Origin of the sequence: Mycobacterium sp. E2327, assembly GCF_001672675.1 — a bacterium.
Taxonomy (GTDB): Bacteria; Actinomycetota; Actinomycetes; order Mycobacteriales; family Mycobacteriaceae; genus Mycobacterium.
Map to the genome: position 1 here is coordinate 24491 of NZ_LZKE01000012.1, position 21430 is coordinate 45920.

A 21430-nucleotide genomic window follows, 5' to 3' on the forward strand; every position below is an offset into this window, starting at 1 on the left:
GATTACGTGGGCTCGGCCAATCCCACCGAATCCGCCTTGTCCGATTCCGGCACCTGACCGGCCAGGTACTCGGCCAGCGACCCGATGGTCGGATAGTCGAATACCGCCGTGGCGCTGATCGTGAACGCGCCGCCGAATTGCGGAAGCAACCGGTTGCTGAACTCGACCGCCATCAGTGAGTCGGTGCCCAGCTCCAGGAACCGGCTGGTTGCCGCCGGCGGCTGCGCCAGCCTCAGGAAATTCTGGACCTCGTAGCGCAGGTATTCGGTCAGGAAGCTGCCGCGCTCCGCCTCGGGCACCTCGTGCAGTTGCCGCAACAACTCGCTGTCGCCGCGGGTCGCCGTGACCGCGCTCGGCAGCACGTGGTCGAGCATCGCCGGGCGGGAGGCGCCCAGCCCCTTCGCGGCGCGCTGCCAATTGGCCTTGATCACGGTCGCCTGCCCGGTTCCGTGGGCGAGGATCTCGTCGAGCGCGGTGAGCGCGGCCGAGGGTTCCAGCGGGATCAGGCCCTGCGCGCTGAGGTTGGCGCGCGCGGCGTGCGAGGTGGCCATGCCGCCCTTGGCCCACGGACCCCAGTTGATCGCCGTCGCCGGCAGGCCTTGGGCCCTGCGCTCGGCAACGAGCCCGTCGAGCAGCGCGTTGGCGGTCGCGTAGTTGGCCTGACCGGGCGAACCGATCACGCTGGAGGCCGACGAGTAGACGATGAAGAAATCAAGGTCGTCGTTCTTCGTGAGCCGGTGCAGGTGGCAGCCGCCGAAGGCCTTGGGCGCCAGCGCCTTGCGGAACCCTTCGAGGCTCTGCTGCGGCAGCAGCGCGTCCTCGAGGACGCCCGCCAGGTGCGCCACCCCCGCCAGCGGCGGCAACTCCGCCCGGATCCGCTCCAGCAGCTGTTCGACCTCCGGCTCGTCGCCGACGTCGGCCGTGAAGACGTGGATGCGGCTTCGGTAGCGCTCGGTGATGTCGTCGATGGCCAGCTGCGCATCCGTATCGGGTGCGCGACGGCTGGTCAGCACGATGTCACCGGCACCGAGCTGGGCCAGATGGGCCGCCGTGTGCAGGCCGAGCGCACCGACGCCACCGGTGATCAGGTAGCTGCGGTCCCCGCGCGGCTGCAGCGGTTGCGGCATCTGCAGCACGATCTTGCCGATGTGCCGGGCCTGCTGCATGCGCCGGAACGCGGTCTTGGCCTCCGTCACCGGGTAGACCTCGGCCGCGAGCGGCGTCAGTTCGCCGGCGGCCATGCTGTCCGCCAGCTCGGCCAGCAAGTTCCCGGTCCGCTCGGGTTCGTTTTCGATGCACCAGTCCAGCGCGATGATCTCGTAGGCGATGTCGGGACGGGCCGCCGCCATCTGCTCGCGCGTCCAGATGTCGCGCTTGGCGATCTCGGCGAACCGGCCGCCCTGTGCGGTCGCCCGCACGGTCGCTTCGATGAAGCCCTCGTTCGTGAGGCTGTTGAGCACCACGTCGACCCCGGCACCGCCGGTGTCGGCCAGGATCTGGTCCGCGAAATCCGTGCTGCGCGAGTCGTAGATGTGCTGCACGCCCATCTTGCGCAGCGTCGCGCGCTTGTACGCGCTGGCGGTGGCGAACACGGTCGCACCGCGCTGCTGGGCTATCTGGATCGCGGCCAGACCGACGCCACCGCTGGCGGCGTGGATCAGCACCCGATCACCGGGCCCGACCTGCGCCCAGTCGAACGCCAGCCGGGTCGTCAGCGCCCCGGCGGGGATGGTCGCCGCTCCCACGGCGCTCACCCCGTTCGGCACCGCCGCCAGGAACTGGGCCGGCACGTTGACCCGGGTGGTGAACGACCCCGGCATGAAGCCGAAGACGCGCTGGCCGACCTCGAAACCGGTCACGCCGGAACCCACTTCGGTGACGACGCCCGAGAGGTCACCGCCGCCGATCCGTCCCGGATCGCCCGGGTACAGGCCGAGGACGTTGAGCACATCCCGGAAGTTGAGGCCCGCGGCCTCCACCCGGATCTGCACCTCACCCGCGCCCGGCGGCGGGACATGAATCTCGGTCAGCCGAAGGTTGTCGATCGCGCCGCGTTCGGTCACATCCAGGAGGTAATCGCTCGAGCGCGGTACCTCGAGGTGGCCGTCGCGCGCCCACGGCAGCAGCCGCGGCACGAAGTACTTTCCATGGCGCAGTGCGAGTTCGGGCTCGTCATTGGGTGTGCCGAGCAGGCCGGCCAGCGAACGCACGGCGTCGTCGGCGCCGTCGCTGTCGACCAGCCTGCAGCGCAGGCTCGGCTGCTCGGTGATCACGGTGCGCCCGAAGCCCCACAGCGCCGCCTGCGCCGAGTCGACCGGCTCGCCGGACTCGGTCGCCACCGCACGTTCGGTGACGATCCACAGCCCGCCGGTGAGCTTCAGGTCCTGCTGCGCCAGCAGCGTGCGCACCACCGTGAGCAGCTCGTCGATCTCGGTCTCGAGCCGCGTGGCGAACTCGGGGCCGGTTTCTTCCGCGTCGGGCCGCCCGGGGCTGCGCCAGACGACGCCGGAGACGGGGGCACCGCGCTCCTGCGCCTCATTGAGCAGCCGCCTCCAGTGCTCGGGATCGACCGCGCGGTCCACCGAGACTGCGCCCGGCACCTCGGCCGCCAGCCCGTCGAACCCGGCGATCAGCCAGGTGCCGTCGCCGCTCTTGTCGGCGCTGCCCGACGCCGGCGCGGGCACTTCCTCCCAGCCGAGGGTGTAGAGGTTGCGGGTGGCATCGCCGCCGAGCCCGCGCAGCAGCGCCTCCCGGGGCGCGCGTTTGACCGTGAAGTCGCGAATCTCGCCGAGCTGGCGACCGTCGCGATCCACGAAGTCGAGGTCGAAGGCCTGCGTTTCGCTGTCCAGGCCGCCACTCTGCCACCGCGCGCGGCAGTAGAACCGCCGTGGCATCTTGTCGTTCAGCACCACCCGCCCGTACCGCAGCGGGAGGAACAGGTCGCTCAGGCCCTGGCCTTCCTCGGTCGCCGAGAGCGCGGCCTCCAAGGCCGGGAAGGCGATTCCCGTGCACAGGTCGAGCAGCACCGGGTGGATCGGCTCGCTACCGAGCTGCTCGGCAAGCTCCTCGCCGATCGCAATGTCGCCCACCGCCTCGCCATCACCGGCCCACAGCGATTTGAGCGACGTGGACCAGGTCGGACCCCAGGTCAGCTCCATGTCGGCGAAGGTGTCGAACAGCTGCTGCGGGCGCGTGCGCCCCAGCCGCTCGCACGCCGCGTCGATGGATTCCGTCGGCTCCAGCGCGGGCTCGTCCGCAGCGTCACCGTCGCCGCCGACGATCCGACCGTCGGCGTTCAACGCCCACTCGGCGTCGCGATCACCGTAGGGCCGGCTGTGCACCTGGAAGGTCCAGCCGCTGCCGTCCTCGAGGGGATGCACGGTCAGCTGCACCTCCCGGGAGTTCTTGTCCGGCAGGATGATCGGCTCGTAGAAGAAGACGTCGCGCACCTGGGCCGGCGCCCCGACCGCGGCGATGGCCATCGCGGCGTACGTCGCGCCCGGAACGACGACGGTGCCGTAGATGACGTGATCGGAAAGCCACGGCTGCGACTTGACCGACCACCTGCTGGTGTAGACCGAGTCGCCGGACGCGAGATCCTTTGCGCTACCGAGGATTCCGGATGCGACGGCGCCGTCGATCGCGACGTCGGCGGTCTTGGGCCAGAAGCGACGGCGCTGGAATGGATAGGTGGGCAACTCGACCGTGTGATGCGGCCGGTGGTACAGCGCCGCGAAATCGGGCCGGTGGCCTGCGACGTAGACCGCGGCCAGCGCTTCCGCCATCTGCTGCCAGGCGTCGACGCCTTTGCGCAGCGACACGATGGAACGCGGGGTGGCCGAGGATTCCGGCCAGGCCTGCACCGCGGCCCCGGTCAAGACCGGTTGCGGTCCGATCTCCATCAGCACCGAGCAGCCCAGCGCCGCCACGGTTTGCACGCTTTCGGCGAACTGCACCGGCTGGCGGGAGTGCCGCCGCCAATACTGGGCGTCCAGCGGGGTCTCCGCGGTGATCACCGCGCCGGTGCGGTTGCACACCAGGGGCAGCGTCGGAACGGCGAACTCGAAACCGTTTGCGAACGACTCGAATTCGTCGAGCGCCGGCTCCAGCAACTCCGAATGGAAGGCATGGCTGGTTTCCAGCCAGGTGCAGCGGGTGCCGTCGCCGCTGAGCCTGGCGACGATCTGTTCCAGATCGCCCGCCGGGCCCGACAGCACGGTGTTGGGGCCGTTGTAAGCGGCGACCGAGATGTGCGGGAATTCGTCGGCGATGCGCTCCACCTGCTGGGGGTCGGCGAAGACCGCCACCATCCGGCCGCCCTCGGGCAGGTTCCCGAACAGCCGGCCGCGCTCGGCCATCAGCCGGGCCCCGTCCTCCAGGCTGAACACGCCGGCCACGCAGGCCGCCGCGTACTGGCCCACGCTGTGGCCCAGCACCACGTCGGGCTCGATGCCCCAGGACTGCCACAGCCGGGCCAGGCCCATTTCGACGGCGAACAGCGCCGGCTGGGCGAACGAGGTGTGCCGCAGGGTGTCTCCCGCGTCATCGTCGAACATCACCTCGAGCAACGGGCGCGGCAACATCCCGTCGATCGCCGCCGCGCATTGCTTCACGGTGTCGGCGAAAACCGGCTCGGTGTCGAACAACTCGCGCGCCATACCCGAGTACTGGCTGCCCTGCCCGGTGAACAGCCACGCCGTCTTCGGCGGGTCACCGCACTCGCCGCGCACCGCACCCGGTCCCAGCCGGTTCTCGGCCAGCCCGGCCAGCAGATCGCGGGCTGCCTGAACCGAGTCCACCACCAGCGCGGCCCGGTGTTCGAAGTGCGAACGCCCCACCGCGGCCGTGTAGCACACGTCGGCGATATCGGCCTCGGGGTGCTCGTCCAGCCAGGCCCCGTACCGCTGCGCCAACGACACCAGCGCCTGCGGTGACCGCGCCGACAGGGGCAGCACGCCGACCGGTTCGTGTCCGGCGGCCTGCTCGGCCGCCGCGGTGACGTCGGTGGCCGAAGATTCCTGGGGAGCTTCGGATTTCGGCGGCGCCTCCTCGATGAGGACGTGCGCGTTCGTGCCGGAGAACCCGAAGGAACTCGTCCCGGCGCGGCGCGGGCGGCCGTTGGCGTGCCACGGCAGCGGCTTGTCCACCACCTGCACCGGCAGCGAGTCCCACGGAATGTTCGGCGACGGGTTCTCGAAGTGCAGGTTCTGCGGCAGGACCTCGTGCTGCAGCGACAGCACGACCTTGATCAGGCCGGCGATCCCGGCCGCGGATTCGAGGTGGCCGATGTTGGTCTTCGCCGATCCGATCAGCAGCGGCTGGCTCGGGTCACGGCCGGCGCCGTAGACGGCCGCGGCCGCCTGGACCTCGATCGGGTCGCCGAGCGAGGTGCCCGTGCCATGCGCCTCGAGGTAGTCGACCTCGCGACCCTCGACACCGGCGCGAGCCAGCGTCGCGGCGATAAGCCGTTGCTGCGCACCACCGTTGGGCACCGTCAGACCGCTGGACGCGCCGTCCTGGTTGACCGCGCTGCCGCGGATGACGGCGCAAATCTGGTCGCCGTCGCGCTCGGCGTCGCTCAGCCGCTTGAGCACCAGGATCCCGCAGCCTTCGCTGCGCGCGTAGCCGTTCGCGGCCGCGTCGAACGTCTTGCAACGGCCGTCGGCGGCAAGCATCCTGGCGCGCGAGGTGGCGACGATGGACGCCGGGCTCACCAACACATTCACCCCGCCGGCCAGCGCCATGTCGCAGTCACCGGAATGCAGGGCCTGGCAGGCCTGGTGGACCGCCACCAGCGAGGCGCTGCACGCGGTGTCCACCGCCATGGCCGGCCCTTCCAGCCCGAGCGCGAACGCGACCCGCCCCGCGATGACATTGAGCGCGTTGCCGGTGATGAAGTGGGCCTCGATGGTATCGACCGAGTTGGCGTTGAGCAGTTGCGAATACTCGTTGGCGGCCACGCCCACGAACACGCCGGTCCGACTGCCGCGCAATCCCGCAGGCGCGTACCCGGCGCGCTCCAGGCCCTCCCACGCGATCTCGAGCATCAACCGCTGCTGGGGATCCATCCACACGGCCTCGCGCGGGGAGATGCCGAAGAACTCCGGATCGAATCCGTCGATGCTTTCCAGGTATCCGCCGTAGCGGGTGTAGATCTTGCCCGGCGCCTCGGGATCCGGGTCGTAGTACTCGTCGACGTCGAAGCGGTCGTCCGGGATCTCCCGGATCGCGTCGACACCGCCGGACAGCAAGTCCCAGTACGCCTCGGGATCCGGCGCGCCCGGGAAGCGGCAGGCCACCGCGACGATCGCGATCGGCTCGTCGGTGCGCGCCGTCACCGCGGCCGCGGCCGGCGAAGGCTGCGCCGCGGCGGCGGCCGCCGGCGCCGGGGCGTCCAGGCTGAGCACGTCGTTGACCAAGAAATTCGCGACGTCGGTGATGCGCGGGTAGTCCATCGCCAGGGTCGACGGCAGTTCCGCGCCCACCGCCCGCTCGAGCCGGCGTCGCAGTTCGACGGCCATCAGCGAATCCATGCCGAGGTCGAAAAGCCCGGCCTCTTCGCGGATTTCCGCGGGGTCGATGCGGGTCACCTCCGCGACGGCGTCGCGCAGATAGTCCACGACGAGCTTCTTGCGCTGCCCCACCGGGGCGGCGGTCAGCCGTTCCACCAATTGGGTGGACCCCGACGCCGACGACGGCGCCTCTTCGGACTCGGGCACCTCGCGCTGCAACTGGGTGAAGAACGCTCGCTTGCCCGCCATCTGGTAGAGCGGCAGGAACTTGGCCCAGTCGATGCGGGCCACGACGCCGTGCGATGCGCCCTTGTCCGAAGAGGCCATCAGCTCGGCCATGCCCGCCAAGGCGTCGGCGGGCGACAATGGCCGGACCCCGCGCTTGTCCAGTTCCGCGCGGGCGGCCTCGTCGGCCATGCCGGCGTTCGACCACGGGCCGAAGTTGACGCTGACCCCGGGGACACCCTGCTCACGCAGCCGCCAGGCCAGCCCGTCGAGGAAGGCGTTGGCCGCACTGTAAGCGGTCTGGCCGCCGGCGCCCCACACCCCGGCGATCGAGGAGGTGCTCAGGAAGAAGTCCAGCTTCAGGTCGGCGGTGGCTTCGCTCAGATTCCAAGCGCCCCACACCTTCCCGGCGAACACCCGATCCACTTCGGCGTCGTCCAGGGCTTGCAGCGGGGTGGTGCTGATCTCGCCCGCGGCGTGGACGATCCCGGCCAGCGGCGGGAGGTCGGCCCGCAACGTGGCCAAGACGTGGGCGACGTCGTGCGGGTTGGACACGTCGGCCGTGATGACCCGGACTTCGGCGCCGCTCTGTTCGCGGATCGCGTCGATGCGTTGTTGCGCGGCCTCGCTGGGTGCGCGCCGGCTGGTCAGCACCAGATGCCGGGCCCCGTGCGCCGCAAGGTATTCGGCGACCTCGAGCCCGATCGCGCCGAGCCCGCCGGTCACCAGATACGTTGCGTCCTCACGCAACGCCAGCGGCGTAGCGGCCGGCTGCCCCGTGCGGCGAGTCAGCCGGGGAACGTAGACCGCGTTGTCCCGAAGCGCGATTTGGTCTTCGCCCGCCGGCGCCGACACCAGTTGGTCGATCAGCGCGGACCACTGGTCGGCACCGCCGGCTAGGTCCGCCAGCCCGCCCCACAGTCGGGGATGTTCCAGCGCGGCGGCGCGACCGAAGCCCCACAGGCACGACTGCGCCGGTGACACCTTGTCCGCCTCGGTGACCCGTTGCGCGCCACGGGTTATCAGCCAAATCGGCGCGCGCAGGTCGGCGGCGGCCGCGGCACAGAAGAGTCGCCGCGTTCCGCTCAGGATCTGGTGTTGCATCCGCAGCAGCGACTGCGTCGACGGCGTCGTGTCCGATCCGAGGCCGGCGAGGTGCAGGATCCGCAGCGACGGTTCGTCCGCGACCGCGTCGCGCAACACGCCCTGCAGCCGCTCGGCGTCGGCGTCGGAGACCGGCAGCCCCACGATTCGGGTCCGGTGCCCGCGCGCGGTCAGCGCGTCGACCAACGGCTGGACCGCCGCGGCGTCGTCGACGACGAGCAGCCAGGCGGAGCCCTCACCGGCGCCCGAAGCCTTGGCGGCAGACTTCTCCCAGCGGATCTCGTAGCGGGAGTCCGTGATGGACTGGGCGTTGCGCTGCTGGTTGTGTTCTGCCGCAAGCTGTCTCAGCACATCGACGGTCTGCGGATCGGTGTTCCCGCCGCCCAGCAGCGCCGCGAGCTCCTCGATCCGGCCGTCCTCCAGGAGGCCGACGGCCTGGGTCCGCATCGCCGACGGCTGGCTGGAGGTCGGGGTGGCCGCGGCCCGTTGCTCGCGGAACCAGTACTCGCGGTGCTGGAACGGATAGGTGGGCAGGTCGAGCTTGCGCGCCGTCACCGGCGCCAAGGCGGCGAAGTCCGGCCAGTGCCCGACGATGTAGGCGTTGGCGAGCGCTTCGGTGATCTGGCGGTGATCGGCGATGTTCTTCCGCATCGACGCGATCGCCCGCGGCGCGGTGGCCGGGTCCGGCCACGCCCGCATCGCCGCCGCGGTGAGGATCGGTTGCGGGCCGATCTCCAGCAGCATCGTGCAGTGCAGTTCGGAAAGCGTGCGCACACTCTTGGCGAACTCCACCGGCTGCCGCGCGTGGCGACGCCAGTACGCGCCGTCCAGTTTCGCGCTTCGGCCTAAGGCCGCGCCGGTGCGGTTGCACACCAACGTCTTTTGGGGCGCGCCGAACTCGAATCGGTTCGCGTACGCCTCGAATTCGTCGAGGACCGGATCGAGCAGCGCCGAGTGGAAGGCGTGGCTGGTGTCCAGCCAGTCGCAGCGCACCCCGTCGGCTTCCAGTCCGGCCACCGCCTGGTCGAGATCCTGCACGGGTCCCGACAGCACGGTGTTCGCGCCGTTGTAGGCGGCCACCGACAGGCTCGGGAACTCGTCGGTCATGCTTTCCACCCGCTCGGGGGCGGCGAAGACGGCGACCATCCGGCCGCCGTCGGGCAGGCTGCCGAACAGGCGGCCGCGCTCGGCCATCAGCAGCATTCCGTCCTCGAGCCCGAACACGCCGGCCACGCAGGCCGCGGTGTATTGGCCGACGCTGTGGCCGATCACCACGTCCGGTTCGAAGCCCCAGGACTGCCACAGCCGGGCCAGGCCCATCTCCACCGCGAACAACGCGGGCTGGGCGTAACTGGTCTGCCGCAGGGCGTCGTCACCGTCCGGGTCGAAAATCACGTCCAGCAAAGGTCTTTCGAGGACGTCGGCGACCGCCGCCGCGCACCGGGTCATCGTCTCGGCGAACACCGGCTCGGTCTCGAAGAGCTCCCGCGCCATGCCGGCGTACTGGCTGCCCTGCCCGGTGAACAACCACGCCGTCTTCGGCCGGTCGGTGCAGTCACCGCGCAGCAGGCCCGGCGCCGGGCGATCGTCGGCCAGCGCGGTCAGCTGCTCGCGCGCGGAGTCCGTCGAATTCACCACCAGGGCGGCCCGGTGCTCGAAGTGTGATCGCCCTGCCCCGGCCGTCAGGCAGACGTCGGCCAACGAGGCGTCCGGGTGGGCGGCCAGCCAATCGGCGTATGCCTTGGCGAGCTCCGCCAACGCGGCCGGGCTGCGCGCCGAGAGCGGCAACAGGCTGAACCGCCGGTCGTCCGACGGCGCCGCGGTTGCAACCGGCGCCACCTCGGGCGCTTCCTCGATGATGATGTGCGAGTTCGTCCCGGAGAACCCGAACGAGCTCACCCCCGCGATGCGGGGCCGCCCGTCGCGTGGCCACGGCAGGGCCTCGTCCACCACCCGCACCGGCAGCCGGTCCCAGGGAATGTGCGGCGAGGGCTTGCTGAAGTTCAGGTGCTTCGGCAGCACCTCGTGCTCGAGCGACAGGATCACCTTGATCAGACCCGCGATTCCCGCGGCCGCCTCCAGGTGCCCGATGTTCGTCTTCACCGACCCGATCAGCAACGGCCGGTCGGCGTCGCGTTCCTTGCCCAGCGCCGCGCCGGCGGCCTGGACCTCGATCGGGTCGCCCAGCGAGGTGCCGGTCCCGTGCGCCTCGAGATATCCCACGTCGCCGGGCGCGACGCCCGCGCACTGCAGCGCCTCGGCGATCACCCGCTGCTGGGCGACCCCGTTGGGCACCGTCAATCCGCCCGACGCGCCGTCCTGGTTGACCGCGCTGCCGCGGATGACGGCCCGGATCCGGTCGCCGTCCCGGATGGCGTCCTCGAGGCGTTTGACGACGACGACACCGCAGCCCTCGCCGCGCACATAGCCGTCGGCGGCCGCGTCGAAGGTCTTGCACTTCCCGTCCGGCGCCAGCATGTGCGCGTGCGAGAAGGTCATGGCGGTCTTCGCGCTGAGCAGCACGTTCACCCCACCCGCCAGCGCGAGGTCACATTCCCCGAAGCGCAGCGCCTGGCACGCCTGATGGACGGCCACCAGCGACGAGCTGCACGCGGTGTCGACGGACACGGCCGGGCCCTGCAAGCCCAGCCCGTAGCTGATCCGGCCCGCGCCCGCGGCGGATGACGTGCCGATCGCGACGTATGCCTCGATCTCCTCGTAGCTCAGCTGTTCGGAGATCAATCCCAGGTAGTCGTGGGTGCCCAGACCCATGAACACACCGGTCTTGGTGTTCGCCAGGGCCGACGGGGCGGTTCCCGAATGCTCCACCGCCTGCCACGCCGTCTCCAGCAGAATCCGGTGCTGCGGGTCGATCAGCATGGTCTCCCGGTTGGACAGCCCGAAGAACGGCGCGTCGAACCCGGTCACGTCCTCGATGAACCCGGCCCGGCGGCTGACGATCTTTCCGGGCGCGTCGGGATCCGGATCGTAGAACTCGTCGACGTCCCAGCGGTCCTCGGGCACCTCCGAAAGCGCGTCCCGGCCTTCGCTCAGCACATCCCAGAACGCGTCGGCATCGGGCGCACCGGGGAGGCGCACCGCGTAGCCGACGATCGCGAAGCTGTCACCCGTCCCCTGTGATCCACGTAGATCTGTCATTTTCGACCGCCGATCATCTGCTGTTGCTCCTCGTCGTTAACCAAGACGAAAAAGCAGCCCCCGCCGTCTTCGAAGGGATTGATGCTCAACCGTGTCTCCAGACCATCTACTCGACATGGGTATAACAAGTTCTAGACCATACTTGCTGGGTGAGACGCCTGTCACGCGAATAGGTAAGTGAGACCGCGGTCACCCGCGTTGCTAATTGGTGCGCTGAAGAGGCGCGACGTCGTTTATCGCGTTCGGCCGGCTGAACGTGCAGCGATTGGTGTGTGATTGCGGCGTTTGGGCTCGCGGTAGGCCGCGCCGTCGACGTCCGATCAGCCGTCAGCCAACGCGCCGAAAGCGGGCGAAATTCTCTATAAGGTCGGCGGCGACCGAGGCGCTTTTGGCCGGTTCTGTGATCCTGGTGGCGAGGTCGCGTGCGCGCGCGATGTATTCCGGCGCGAGGATGGTGCGCAGGTCCGCGACCAGCGAGTCCTCGCTAGCGGTCGAAAAACGTCGGGCGGTGCCGACCTTGAGCCTTTTCACCGCAGTTCCATAGACCGCATGAACCATGTCCCAGAAGAAAATCAGCTGAGGAACTCCCGCACGCATGGCAATCGGCGTCGTGCTCGAGCCACCGTGGTGGACGACGGCCCGACAGGCGGGAAAGACGGTCGAATAATTCATCGTGCCCACCACCTTGACATGGTCGAAGTGCGGGACATTCCGGTAGTCAGTTCCGGCGGCGCCCACCAATGCTCGCGCGCCCAGCCGGGCGCAGGCAGCAGAGATCATGGCGATTGTTTCGGCCGGAGATTTGACCGGAATGCTGCCGAACCCGAAGAAGATCGGCGGTGTTCCTGCGGCGATCCAGGACGCGACCTCCTCATCGGCATCCGTCTGCAATTCCAGTGTCAGCGTGCCGACGAAGGGCCGCTGACCACCCCACTTCGCCCATTCGGCTGCAAGGCCGGGAAAACACGCCTCGTCGTACGCCTGGATTTCGAGCGATCCGCGGTCAGTGATCCGTCGCGGCGCGGATCCTGTTGCCTTCGCTAAGCCCAGTTCGCGGCGCTGAGCGTCCTCGACCTTCTTCGTCGCAAGCCAAGAGACCCACCAGAACGCCGTCACGGCCGAGCGGCCCAACGGCGCAGGCAGGAATCGGAGGGTCTGCCCGTTGGGCCGCAGCGGGAAGTAATGCAAAGTAGCCAGCGGAATGTCGTAATACTCCGCTACGTTGGCAGCAGCGTCCTCGAAATTGATGCCGGTGAAAATCAAGTCGGCCCCGTCTGCCAGCGACCTGAGCGTCGTGCTCATCTCCTGCCAACCCAGGAGTAGAGGTCCGGCAATTGCGAGTCGCGACCGGATCAGATCCCGGATCCTCCAGGGGTGGCTAAAGAAGCACGTCCAGTACTCGCGGTGCGCATCCAGAATGGTCTGCGCTTCTGGGCCGAAGCCGACTGCCGCGACCCCGGCCGACTCTGCGAAGCCAACCAGGTCGGGCGGGACGGCCATGCAGACTTCGTGCCCCCGGTTCACCAGCTCGCGGCCAACGGCGAGGTTCGGTTCGACATCGCCGCGGCTTCCCCAGCTTGCAAGGACAAATTTCATCGCAGGCCCTAGTCCTTCACTTCTCGTGCGGTTTGCGACTGAAGCGACGGCCGCACGCCCGACTCAGCCGCCCGGCAGCATAACCCAATCCCCCACCAGACGTATCAGGTAAGCGGGCGACAAAACCGCACCCCTCGCGGCAGCGTCCCTGGACTTTCTTCAACCGGCTGCCAACTCGGGAATTCCGTTCACTGAACCGTCCGGTATATCCGGCGACTCCATTTGTTGGAAACGATGCGGTCACGTCAGGTCGTTTTTCGAGGAGATACCCGCCGAAGTTGCGCGAGCGGTATCCTCACGCCGTGATTGAGTCTTCGATGCCCGCTGTGCTGCGGGAGCGTGCCGGTTCGCAGCCCGATGAGACAGCGTTCACGTATGTCGATTACGCCCAGGACTGGGCGGGCGTCGCCGAAAGCCTGACGTGGTCGCAGCTGTATCGACGAACGCTAAATGTCGCACAGGAGCTCAGATCTTGCGGGTCAACTGGTGACCGCGCTGTGATATTGGCGCCGCAAGGACTCAACTACGTCGCTGCATTCCTGGGCGCGTTACAGGCCGGTATGATCGCGGTCCCACTGTCCGAGCCGCTGGGTGGCGCCGCCGATGAGCGTGTTAGTGCGGTCCTGCGTGATGCGTCGCCTTCGGCCATTCTCACCACGTCCTCTGTCGCGGGCAACATCGCCGAGCACATCCAGTTGAGGCCCGGTGAATCAGAGCCATCGGTGATTGAGCTTGATTTACTGGACCTGGATCGCCTGAAAGGGTCCGCTGCCGAGGTCGATAGCCCGCCGAGCATTGCGCATTTGCAGTACACCTCAGGATCGACCCGCACGCCAGCGGGAGTCATGGTTTCCCACAAGAACATTCAGGTCAATTATGAACAGATCGCGGCCACCATCTTCGTGGAGCAAGGAGGGGTTGTCCCGCCGGACACCACCATGGTGTCGTGGCTGCCGTTGTTTCACGACATGGGTTTGATGCTGGGAATCATCATGCCAATTTTGGGGGGGAATCGCTGTGTGTTCACAAGCCCAGTCTCCTTCCTACAGCGACCGGCGCGGTGGATGCAATTCCTGGCAAGCAACACTCGCGCCTTTACGGCAGCGCCGAACGTTGCTTTCGAATTGGCGGCACGCAAAACATCCGATGACGACCTGGCCGGGCTTGACTTCGGGGGCGTGCACACCATCGTCAACGGTGCCGAACGCGTGCAACCCGCGACGCTGCGACGCTTCGCCGAGCGGTTCGCGCGTTTCAACCTGCGCGCCGAGGTATTACTGCCCTCGTATGGCCTCGCGGAGGCCGTGCTGTATGTGGCGACCGGCAAACGGGGTCAGCCACCAACCACCGCGTATTTCGAACCCGAGAACCTGACCTCAGGCCACGCGAAGCGCTGCGGAAGCACAGACGGTACACAGCACGTCGGTTACGCTGTGCCGCCGTCGCCGACGGTGCTTATTGTCGACCCCGCGACCAGTACCGAGTGTCCGGAGGGAACGGTCGGCGAGATCTGGGTGCACGGCGACAACGTCGCCATTGGCTATTGGCAGAAACCCGAAGAGACTGAACGCGTCTTCGGCTCAACGCTTGTCGATCCGTCTGTCGACACGCCCGAAGGGCCGTGGCTGCGGACCGGGGATTTGGGCTTTTTCTCCGAAGGCGAGATGTTCATCGTCGGCCGTATCAAGGACTTGCTGATCGTCTACGGGCGCAACCATTCTCCCGACGACATCGAAGCGACGATTCAGGAGATCACCCGAAACCGCTGCGCGGCCATAGCGGTTCCCGACGACGACGGCGTCGAGCAGCTGGTCACCATCGTCGAAGTAAAGAAGCGGGACGAATCCGAAGCGGCCGCGGCGCACAGGATGGACGTCGTCAAGCGTGAAGTCATCTCGGCGGTATCGAAGTTGCACGGATTGAATGTGCTGGATCTCGTTATGGTGCAACCCGGTTCGATTCCCCTCACCACAAGTGGCAAGGTCAGGCGAAGGGATTGCGTGCAGCTGTACCGGCATGATCAGTTCACCCGCATTGACAGGCGAGTCCGCGCGCCGGAGCAGCAAATAGTTGATGAAACCGGTGCGGGCCCCGGGGCCCGCCCGGGATTGGCCCCGCGACTTCGCACTCTCCGCGAGCAACAACATCACCTGCTGGTGGAGACGGTGTGCACGCAGGCGGCAACGGTGTTGGGTCATCCCAGCCCCAACGACATCGACCCCGAGCTCACGTTCAAGGACTTGGGGTTTGACTCGGTGAAGGCAACCGAGTTGCTCGACCGGCTCAAAACCGTCAGCGATCTGGAATTGCCACTCACCCTGGCATTCGACTTCCCTACCCCGGACATGTTGGCTGCCCACCTGGGCAGGCTACTGAGCGGGTCGGTTGCGGCGGCGCCGGAGGCGGCGGCGCCGGCGGAGTCAAACGAGCCGATCGCGGTGGTGGGGATGGCGTGTCGGTTCCCGGGTGGGGCGGATTCGCCCGCAGCGTTGTGGGATCTGGTGGCCAGTGGCACCGACACGGTGGGCGGGTTTCCGGGCGATCGGGGCTGGAACCTGGCGGAGTTGTTCGACCCGGATCCGGATGCGCTCGGCAAGACCTACACCCGCTCCGGCAGTTTTCTGGCGGACGCGGCCGGATTCGACGCGGAGTTCTTCGGCATCTCGCCGCGTGAGGCCCAAACCATGGACCCCCAACAACGACTGCTGCTCGAGGTGAGCTGGGAAGCCCTGGAAAACGCCCGAATCGACCCGGCCGGCTTGGTGTGCTCGGCGACCGGGGTGTTCATCGGAGCGTGGTCACAGCAATACGGCGTGGGCGGTTCGGACGGTATGGAGGGCTACGGCTTAACCGGTTCGTCCACCAGTGTGGCTTCCGGGCGGGTGGCTTACGCGTTGGGTCTGCAGGGACCCGCCATCACCCTCGACACCGCGTGTTCGTCGTCGCTGGTGGCCACTCATTGGGCGTGCAAGTCACTGCGTGACGGCGAGTCGACGCTTGCTCTGGCGGGTGGGGTGACGGTGATGACGACGCCGTCGGTGTTTACCGAGTTCGCCCGGCAGCGCGGGCTGGCCGCCGATGGGCGCTGTAAAGCCTTCTCCGCCAACGCCGATGGCACCGGCTGGGGCGAAGGCGTCGCGGTGCTGGTGTTGGAGCGGCTCAGCGACGCCCAACGTAATGGTCATCCGGTGGTGGCGGTGATCGCGGGATCGGCGATCAACCAGGACGGCGCCTCCAACGGGTTGACCGCCCCCAATGGGCCCTCTCAGCAACGGGTCATCACCCAGGCCGCCGCCAACGCCGGGGTGGGGCTGGATCAGGTGGATGTGGTCGAGGCGCATGGCACCGGCACCATGCTGGGGGATCCGATCGAGGCCGGCGCGCTAATCGCGACCTATGGTGCGGCGCGCGACGCGGCGCATCCTTTGTGGTTAGGGTCGATCAAGTCGAATATCGGGCACACTCAGGCCGCGGCCGGGTTGGCGGGGCTGATCAAGATGATTGAAGCCCTCAACCACGGCACTTTGCCCGCGACGCTGAACGTGGATGCCCCCAGCCCGCATGTCGATTGGTCGGCGGGCACGGTTCGGCTGCTCACCGAGGCGATGCGATGGCCGGTCACCGATCATCCGCGCACCGCGGCGGTGTCGTCGTTCGGGATCAGCGGCACCAACGCGCACGTGATCGTCCAACAAGCCCCTGCGACCGAACCGACTGAGTCCACCGAGGACGGTGTGGACTTTGGGGTACGGATGTGGCCGGTCTCGGCGCGCACGCCGGCGGCGTTGCGGGGGCAGGCTGACCGATTGCACGCCCACCTGGTCAGTCATCCTGATTTGGATTTGACCGATCTGGCCTACAGCCTGGGCGCCACCCGCACCCATCACCCGTATCGGGCGGTGATCATGGCATCCATGGATAGCGCCGATCCGCGCGCAGACTTGCTCGACGCGCTACGCGCCCTGGGTGCCGGCCAACCACATCCCCAGCTCACCCAGCACCATTACCTGGCTCACCTTCGCGGCAAGACGGTGTTCGTCTTGCCGGGCCAGGGCGGCCAATACCCGGGCATGGGTCGTGAGCTCTACGAACAGCACCGCGTCTTCGCCGACATGGTGGACGATTGCGACGAGGCGTTGCGCCCGTTCACGGGCTGGTCGGTGCACGATGTCCTACTGCAGGACCCGGGGGCCCCGGCGCTGGGGCGCGTGGATGTGATTCAGCCCGTGTTGTTCACCATGATGGTGTCGCTGGCCGAAGTACTCGGCCATTACGACATCACCCCGGATGCGGTGATCGGGCACTCCCAAGGCGAGATCGCCGCGGCTTACCTGGCCGGGGTGTTCTCCCTGCCCGAGGCGGCCCAGATTGTGGCGCGGCGCAGCCAAGCATTGGGCGAGCTGTGTGGTGCCGGGGCCATGGCCTCGGTCCTGCTGGCCGCCGAGCAACTCGACCCGCTGTTGCGGCCGTGGGGAGCCGCGTTGAGCATCTCAGCGATCAACGGGCCCACCCACACCATCATCAGCGGCGAGCCCGCCGCGCTGGAACAGTTCACCGCGGCCTGCTATCGCGACGGCATCCAGATCCGCCAGATCGCCGTCGATTACGCCTCGCACTCCGCGCAAGTCGAACCGCTACGTGAACGCCTCGTCGCCGAGTTGGCCGACCTGACTCCGATGCCGGCCCGCGTCCCGCTGTATTCCACCGTGGGACAAGCCCTTTCGGCCGACCCGCTCGACACCACCACCATGGACGCCGACTACTGGTTTCGCAACCTACGGCAACCAGTGCACTTCCATGACCGGGTGGCCGCGCGCCTGGCCGCCGGTGAATGCACGTTCCTGGAACTGTCCCCGCACCCGGTGTTGGCGCCCGCAATGACCGACGTCTTGGCCACGACCCCGGGGCGCACCCAGTCCGCGGTCGTCATCACACTGCACCGCGACCGCCCAGACCACGACAGCCTCGCCACCACGCTGGCCCAACTGCACACCCACGGCCACAGCCCCTCCTGGCCGGCGCTGTACCCACATGCCCACACCGTGCCGCTGCCCACCTATCCGTTTGACCACCGCCGTTACTGGCTAGCCCCCACCACCACCGACAACGCCACCGGCCCCGGCCTAGACCGCGCCGAACACCCGTTGCTTAGCACGGTCGCCACGCTGGCTGACGAAAACCAGATCATGGTCACCGGGCGGCTGTCACCCAGCACCCAGGAGTGGCTGGCCGGCCATCGAGTCAACGACACCATCGTGTTCCCGGCGACCGGATTCATCGAAGTGCTCCTGCGGGCTGGCGAGTTGGCCGACGCCCCGGTGATCGCCGAGCTGTTCCTGCACACCGCGCTGATCCTGTCGGAGCAGGCTCCGACCGATCTGCAGATCCTGGTGCATCCGCTCGACGAACTGGGTCGGCGGCCCTTCACCGTGCACTCGCGCACCGTTGGCCAGCATCCCGTCGCGTGGGCGCTGCACGCCAGCGGCGCCCTGAGCGCCGGCCAGCCCACCACTGGTCCCCCACCCATCGCGGCGCCGGCTGTAGAGGCCGTCGACCAGGACGCCTTCTACCAACGGCTCGATGAGAAGGGGTACCGCTACGGAAGCCTTTTCCGGTCAGTGCGCGGCATCGGCACCGACCCCGCCCGACCCGATGTCGTCTATGCCGAGGTGGCGTTGCCCGTGGGCACCGATGTCACCGGCTACGGCATTCACCCCGCCCTCCTAGACGCTGCTCTGCATCCGTTGGCCTCGGTGCTGGACGGCAACGAGGCTACCTCGGCGTCGCTGCGGCTGCCCTACGAGTTCAGCGGCATCACCTTATATGCCGCCGCGGCCACCCAGCTGCAAATCCGCCTGACCCGGACCGGCGAGGACACGTTCACGCTGCACGCCACCGACCCCACCGGCGCACCGGTGATCACCATTGGTGCGTTGACGTTGCGCGCCGTGTCAGCGCAGATCGCCGGGCCGATCCCGATGGCCGGGCTCACCGACAGCTTGTTCGAGCTGACCTGGCCACCGGTCGTCAATCCGCCTCTGCCACCAGCAAACCCGCCGGCTTGGGCGGTGTGCACCGAGGCACCCGAACAGCTGCCGTCAAGCCTGTCCAATGGCACGATCCACAATGACCTGGCGACCTTGACCCCATGCCCGGACCTAGTAATCTGGGCCCCACCGCGACCCGACGACGCGGATCCGCTGCACGGTGTCCATACCCTGACCCGCCACGCCTTGGCCCAGCTTCAGGGTTGGCTGGCCCGGGCCGACACCGCCAACACCCACCTGCTGATCGTCACCCGTCACGCGGTCAGCGTCGGCGCGTATGACGGCGTTCCGGATCTGGCGCATGCCGCCGTCTGGGCGCTGGTGCACACGGCGCAGAACGAAAACCCTGATCGCATCCTCCTGGTAGACACCGATGGCACCGCCGCCAGCCAGGACAACCTGCTGGCCATCGCTTCGGCGGGACCGGCCGGCGAGCCACGATTGGCTCTGCGCAACGGTGTCACCCACATTCCCCGCCTAGCCCGCACCGCGACCCTGACCCCGCCGGACGCCCCCGAATGGCGGTTGGCCACCGCGGGTAAAGGTGACCTGGCCAACCTGACGTTGCTCCCCACCAACCTCCCTGCGACGCTGGCGCCGGGGCAGATTCGCGTCCAGATACGTGCCGCCGGGCTGAACTTTCACGATGTGGTCGTGGCGTTAGGCGCCATCACAGACGAAGGCCTAGGTGGCGAAGCCGCGGGGATCGTCCTGGAGGCCGCACCCGGGACATCGCTGCGTCCCGGTGAGTCAGTGATGGGCTTGTTCCCGCACAACGCGTTCGCGCCCACCGGGGTCACCGATGAGCGCATGGTGGTAGCCATTCCCGCCGGCTGGTCGTTTACCCAGGCCGCATCCGCTCCAGTCGCGTTTTTGACCGCTTATACCGCTTTGGTCGAGATTGCCGGGCTCTCAGCCGGGCAGCGGGTGCTCATCCACGCCGGCACTGGAGGTGTCGGTCAGGCCGCCATCCAGATCGCCCGCCACCTCGGTGCCGACGTTTTCGCCACCGCCCACCCGAACAAACACCACGTGCTCACCGATCTGGGCCTCGACCCCGGGCACATCGCCTCGTCGCGCACCCTGGATTTCGTTGACACCTTCAAGAAAGCTACCGATGGGCGAGGCTTTGACGTCGTGCTCAACAGCCTTCGCGGAGAGTTCGTCGACGCCTCGCTGCAACTGCTGCCCCGCGGGGGCAGTTTCATCGAGATCGGCAAGACCGACATTCGCGAGGCCGGCGACGTCACCGCGGCCCATCCCGGAATTAACTACCGGGCCTTTGACTTGTCCAGCGCGCCGGCGGAATCGCTGCAGCCGGTGTGGACTGCGTTGATCGAGATGTTCGGCGCCGGCGCTCTCAAGCCGCTGCCCACCACAAGCTACGGCCTGCTAAACGCCCCCCAAGCCTTCCGCGACATGAGCCAGGCCCGCCACACCGGAAAGATCGTCCTGCTCCCCCCCGCGAGGCTGGATCCCGAGGGCACGGTCCTCATCACGGGTGGCACCGGGATGCTGGGCGCGCTCGTCGCCGAACACCTCGTTACCGGCTACGCCATCAAAAATGTGCTCCTTTTATCGCGCAGCGGACCCAACGCTCCCGGGGCCGACCAAATACGACAACGTATCGAACGGCTGGGCGCCCAAGTCGCCATCACCGCCTGCGACACCAGCAACCGCGCCGACCTGGCGGCCGCGCTTGACGCCATCGCCGCCGAGCACCCGTTGACCGCAGTGATCCACGCCGCCGGCATCCTGGATGACGCCTTGGTGACCGATCTAAGCCCCGAACAACTCGATGCGGTCTTGGCCGCCAAAGCCGACGCCGCCTGGCACCTGCATCGCCTCACCGCCGACCACGACCTAGCTGCGTTCGTCTTGTTCTCTTCAACCGCGGGAATATTGGGCAGCACCGGGCAGGCCAACTACGCCGCCGCCAACGCATTCCTGGACGCGCTGGCCCGCCACCGCCACCACACCCAACGCCAGGCCACCAGCGTGGCCTGGAGCTACTGGCAAACCCCGTCCGGCATGACCGCCCACCTCGGCGCGGCTGATGTGACCCGCCTGGCCAGCACCGGGCTAATTCCTATTACCAATGAGCACGGCCTGGCCCTCTTCGACGCCACGCTCATCAGCCAACAGCCCAATCTGCTGGCAAGCCCGTTCAACGCCGGCGTATTGAACCGCCTGGCCCGCCACAGCCGTTTGAACCCGATGCTTTCCGGCCTGGTTACCAGCCGGCCGCAAGCCGCCAACGCCAGTCCTCGTACGCTCGCCGCCACACTGGCCGCCCAAACCCCCCAACAACGGCTTGACACCCTCACCGCGATGGTCACCGCCAGCACCGCTGCGGTGTTGGCCCACCCCGACCCGGGCGCCCTCGATCCCGACCGCCCGTTCAAAGACCTCGGCATCGACTCGCTAACCGCCCTGGAACTACGAAACAGCCTTAACCGACACACTGGATTGACCCTGCCCGCAACCCTGGCATTCGACCATCCCACCCCCACCGCGCTAGCCCACCACCTCACCAACCAACTCAGCGCGACCGCCCCGGCATCGACAACTAACAGCTACGTCCGACAGATTCAAGAATTGCTTACGTCTATTCCGCCAAACCGACTGGAAGAAGCTGACATATTAGAGCTCCTCAGGAAACTCGCATCGAACGACTCTGGCGACCCTGATCATCAAGAGAACAAATCCCGCATAGCCAATATGGGCGTAGATGATCTGATCGCTGTCGCGTTGAGAAACTCGGAGCATAGATAAACAGGAATAGAA

3 protein-coding genes are annotated in these 21430 nt (G+C 67.8%); 1 reads left to right on the plus strand and 2 read right to left on the minus strand.

The window, feature by feature from the left end:
- Positions 1 to 2 precede the first annotated feature (2 nt).
- Together A5712_RS01525 and A5712_RS01530 are read right to left on the minus strand one after the other, a co-directional pair.
- Positions 3 to 11000 carry a type I polyketide synthase gene (locus tag A5712_RS01525; protein WP_068100473.1) on the minus strand — a complete coding sequence of 3666 codons (10998 nt, stop codon included), beginning with the start codon at positions 10998 to 11000 and terminating at the stop codon, positions 3 to 5.
- 327 nt (positions 11001 to 11327) lie between these two features.
- Positions 11328 to 12596 carry a glycosyltransferase gene (locus A5712_RS01530; RefSeq protein ID WP_068100475.1) on the minus strand — a complete coding sequence of 423 codons (1269 nt, stop codon included), beginning with the start codon at positions 12594 to 12596 and terminating at the stop codon, positions 11328 to 11330.
- Between the two features lie 302 nt (positions 12597 to 12898).
- Here A5712_RS01530 and A5712_RS31635 point away from each other — a divergent pair, with 302 nt between their 5' ends.
- Entirely contained in the window at positions 12899 to 21418 is an 8520-nt protein-coding gene (locus tag A5712_RS31635; protein WP_082973216.1) for a type I polyketide synthase, read from the plus strand.
- Positions 21419 to 21430 lie beyond the last annotated feature (12 nt).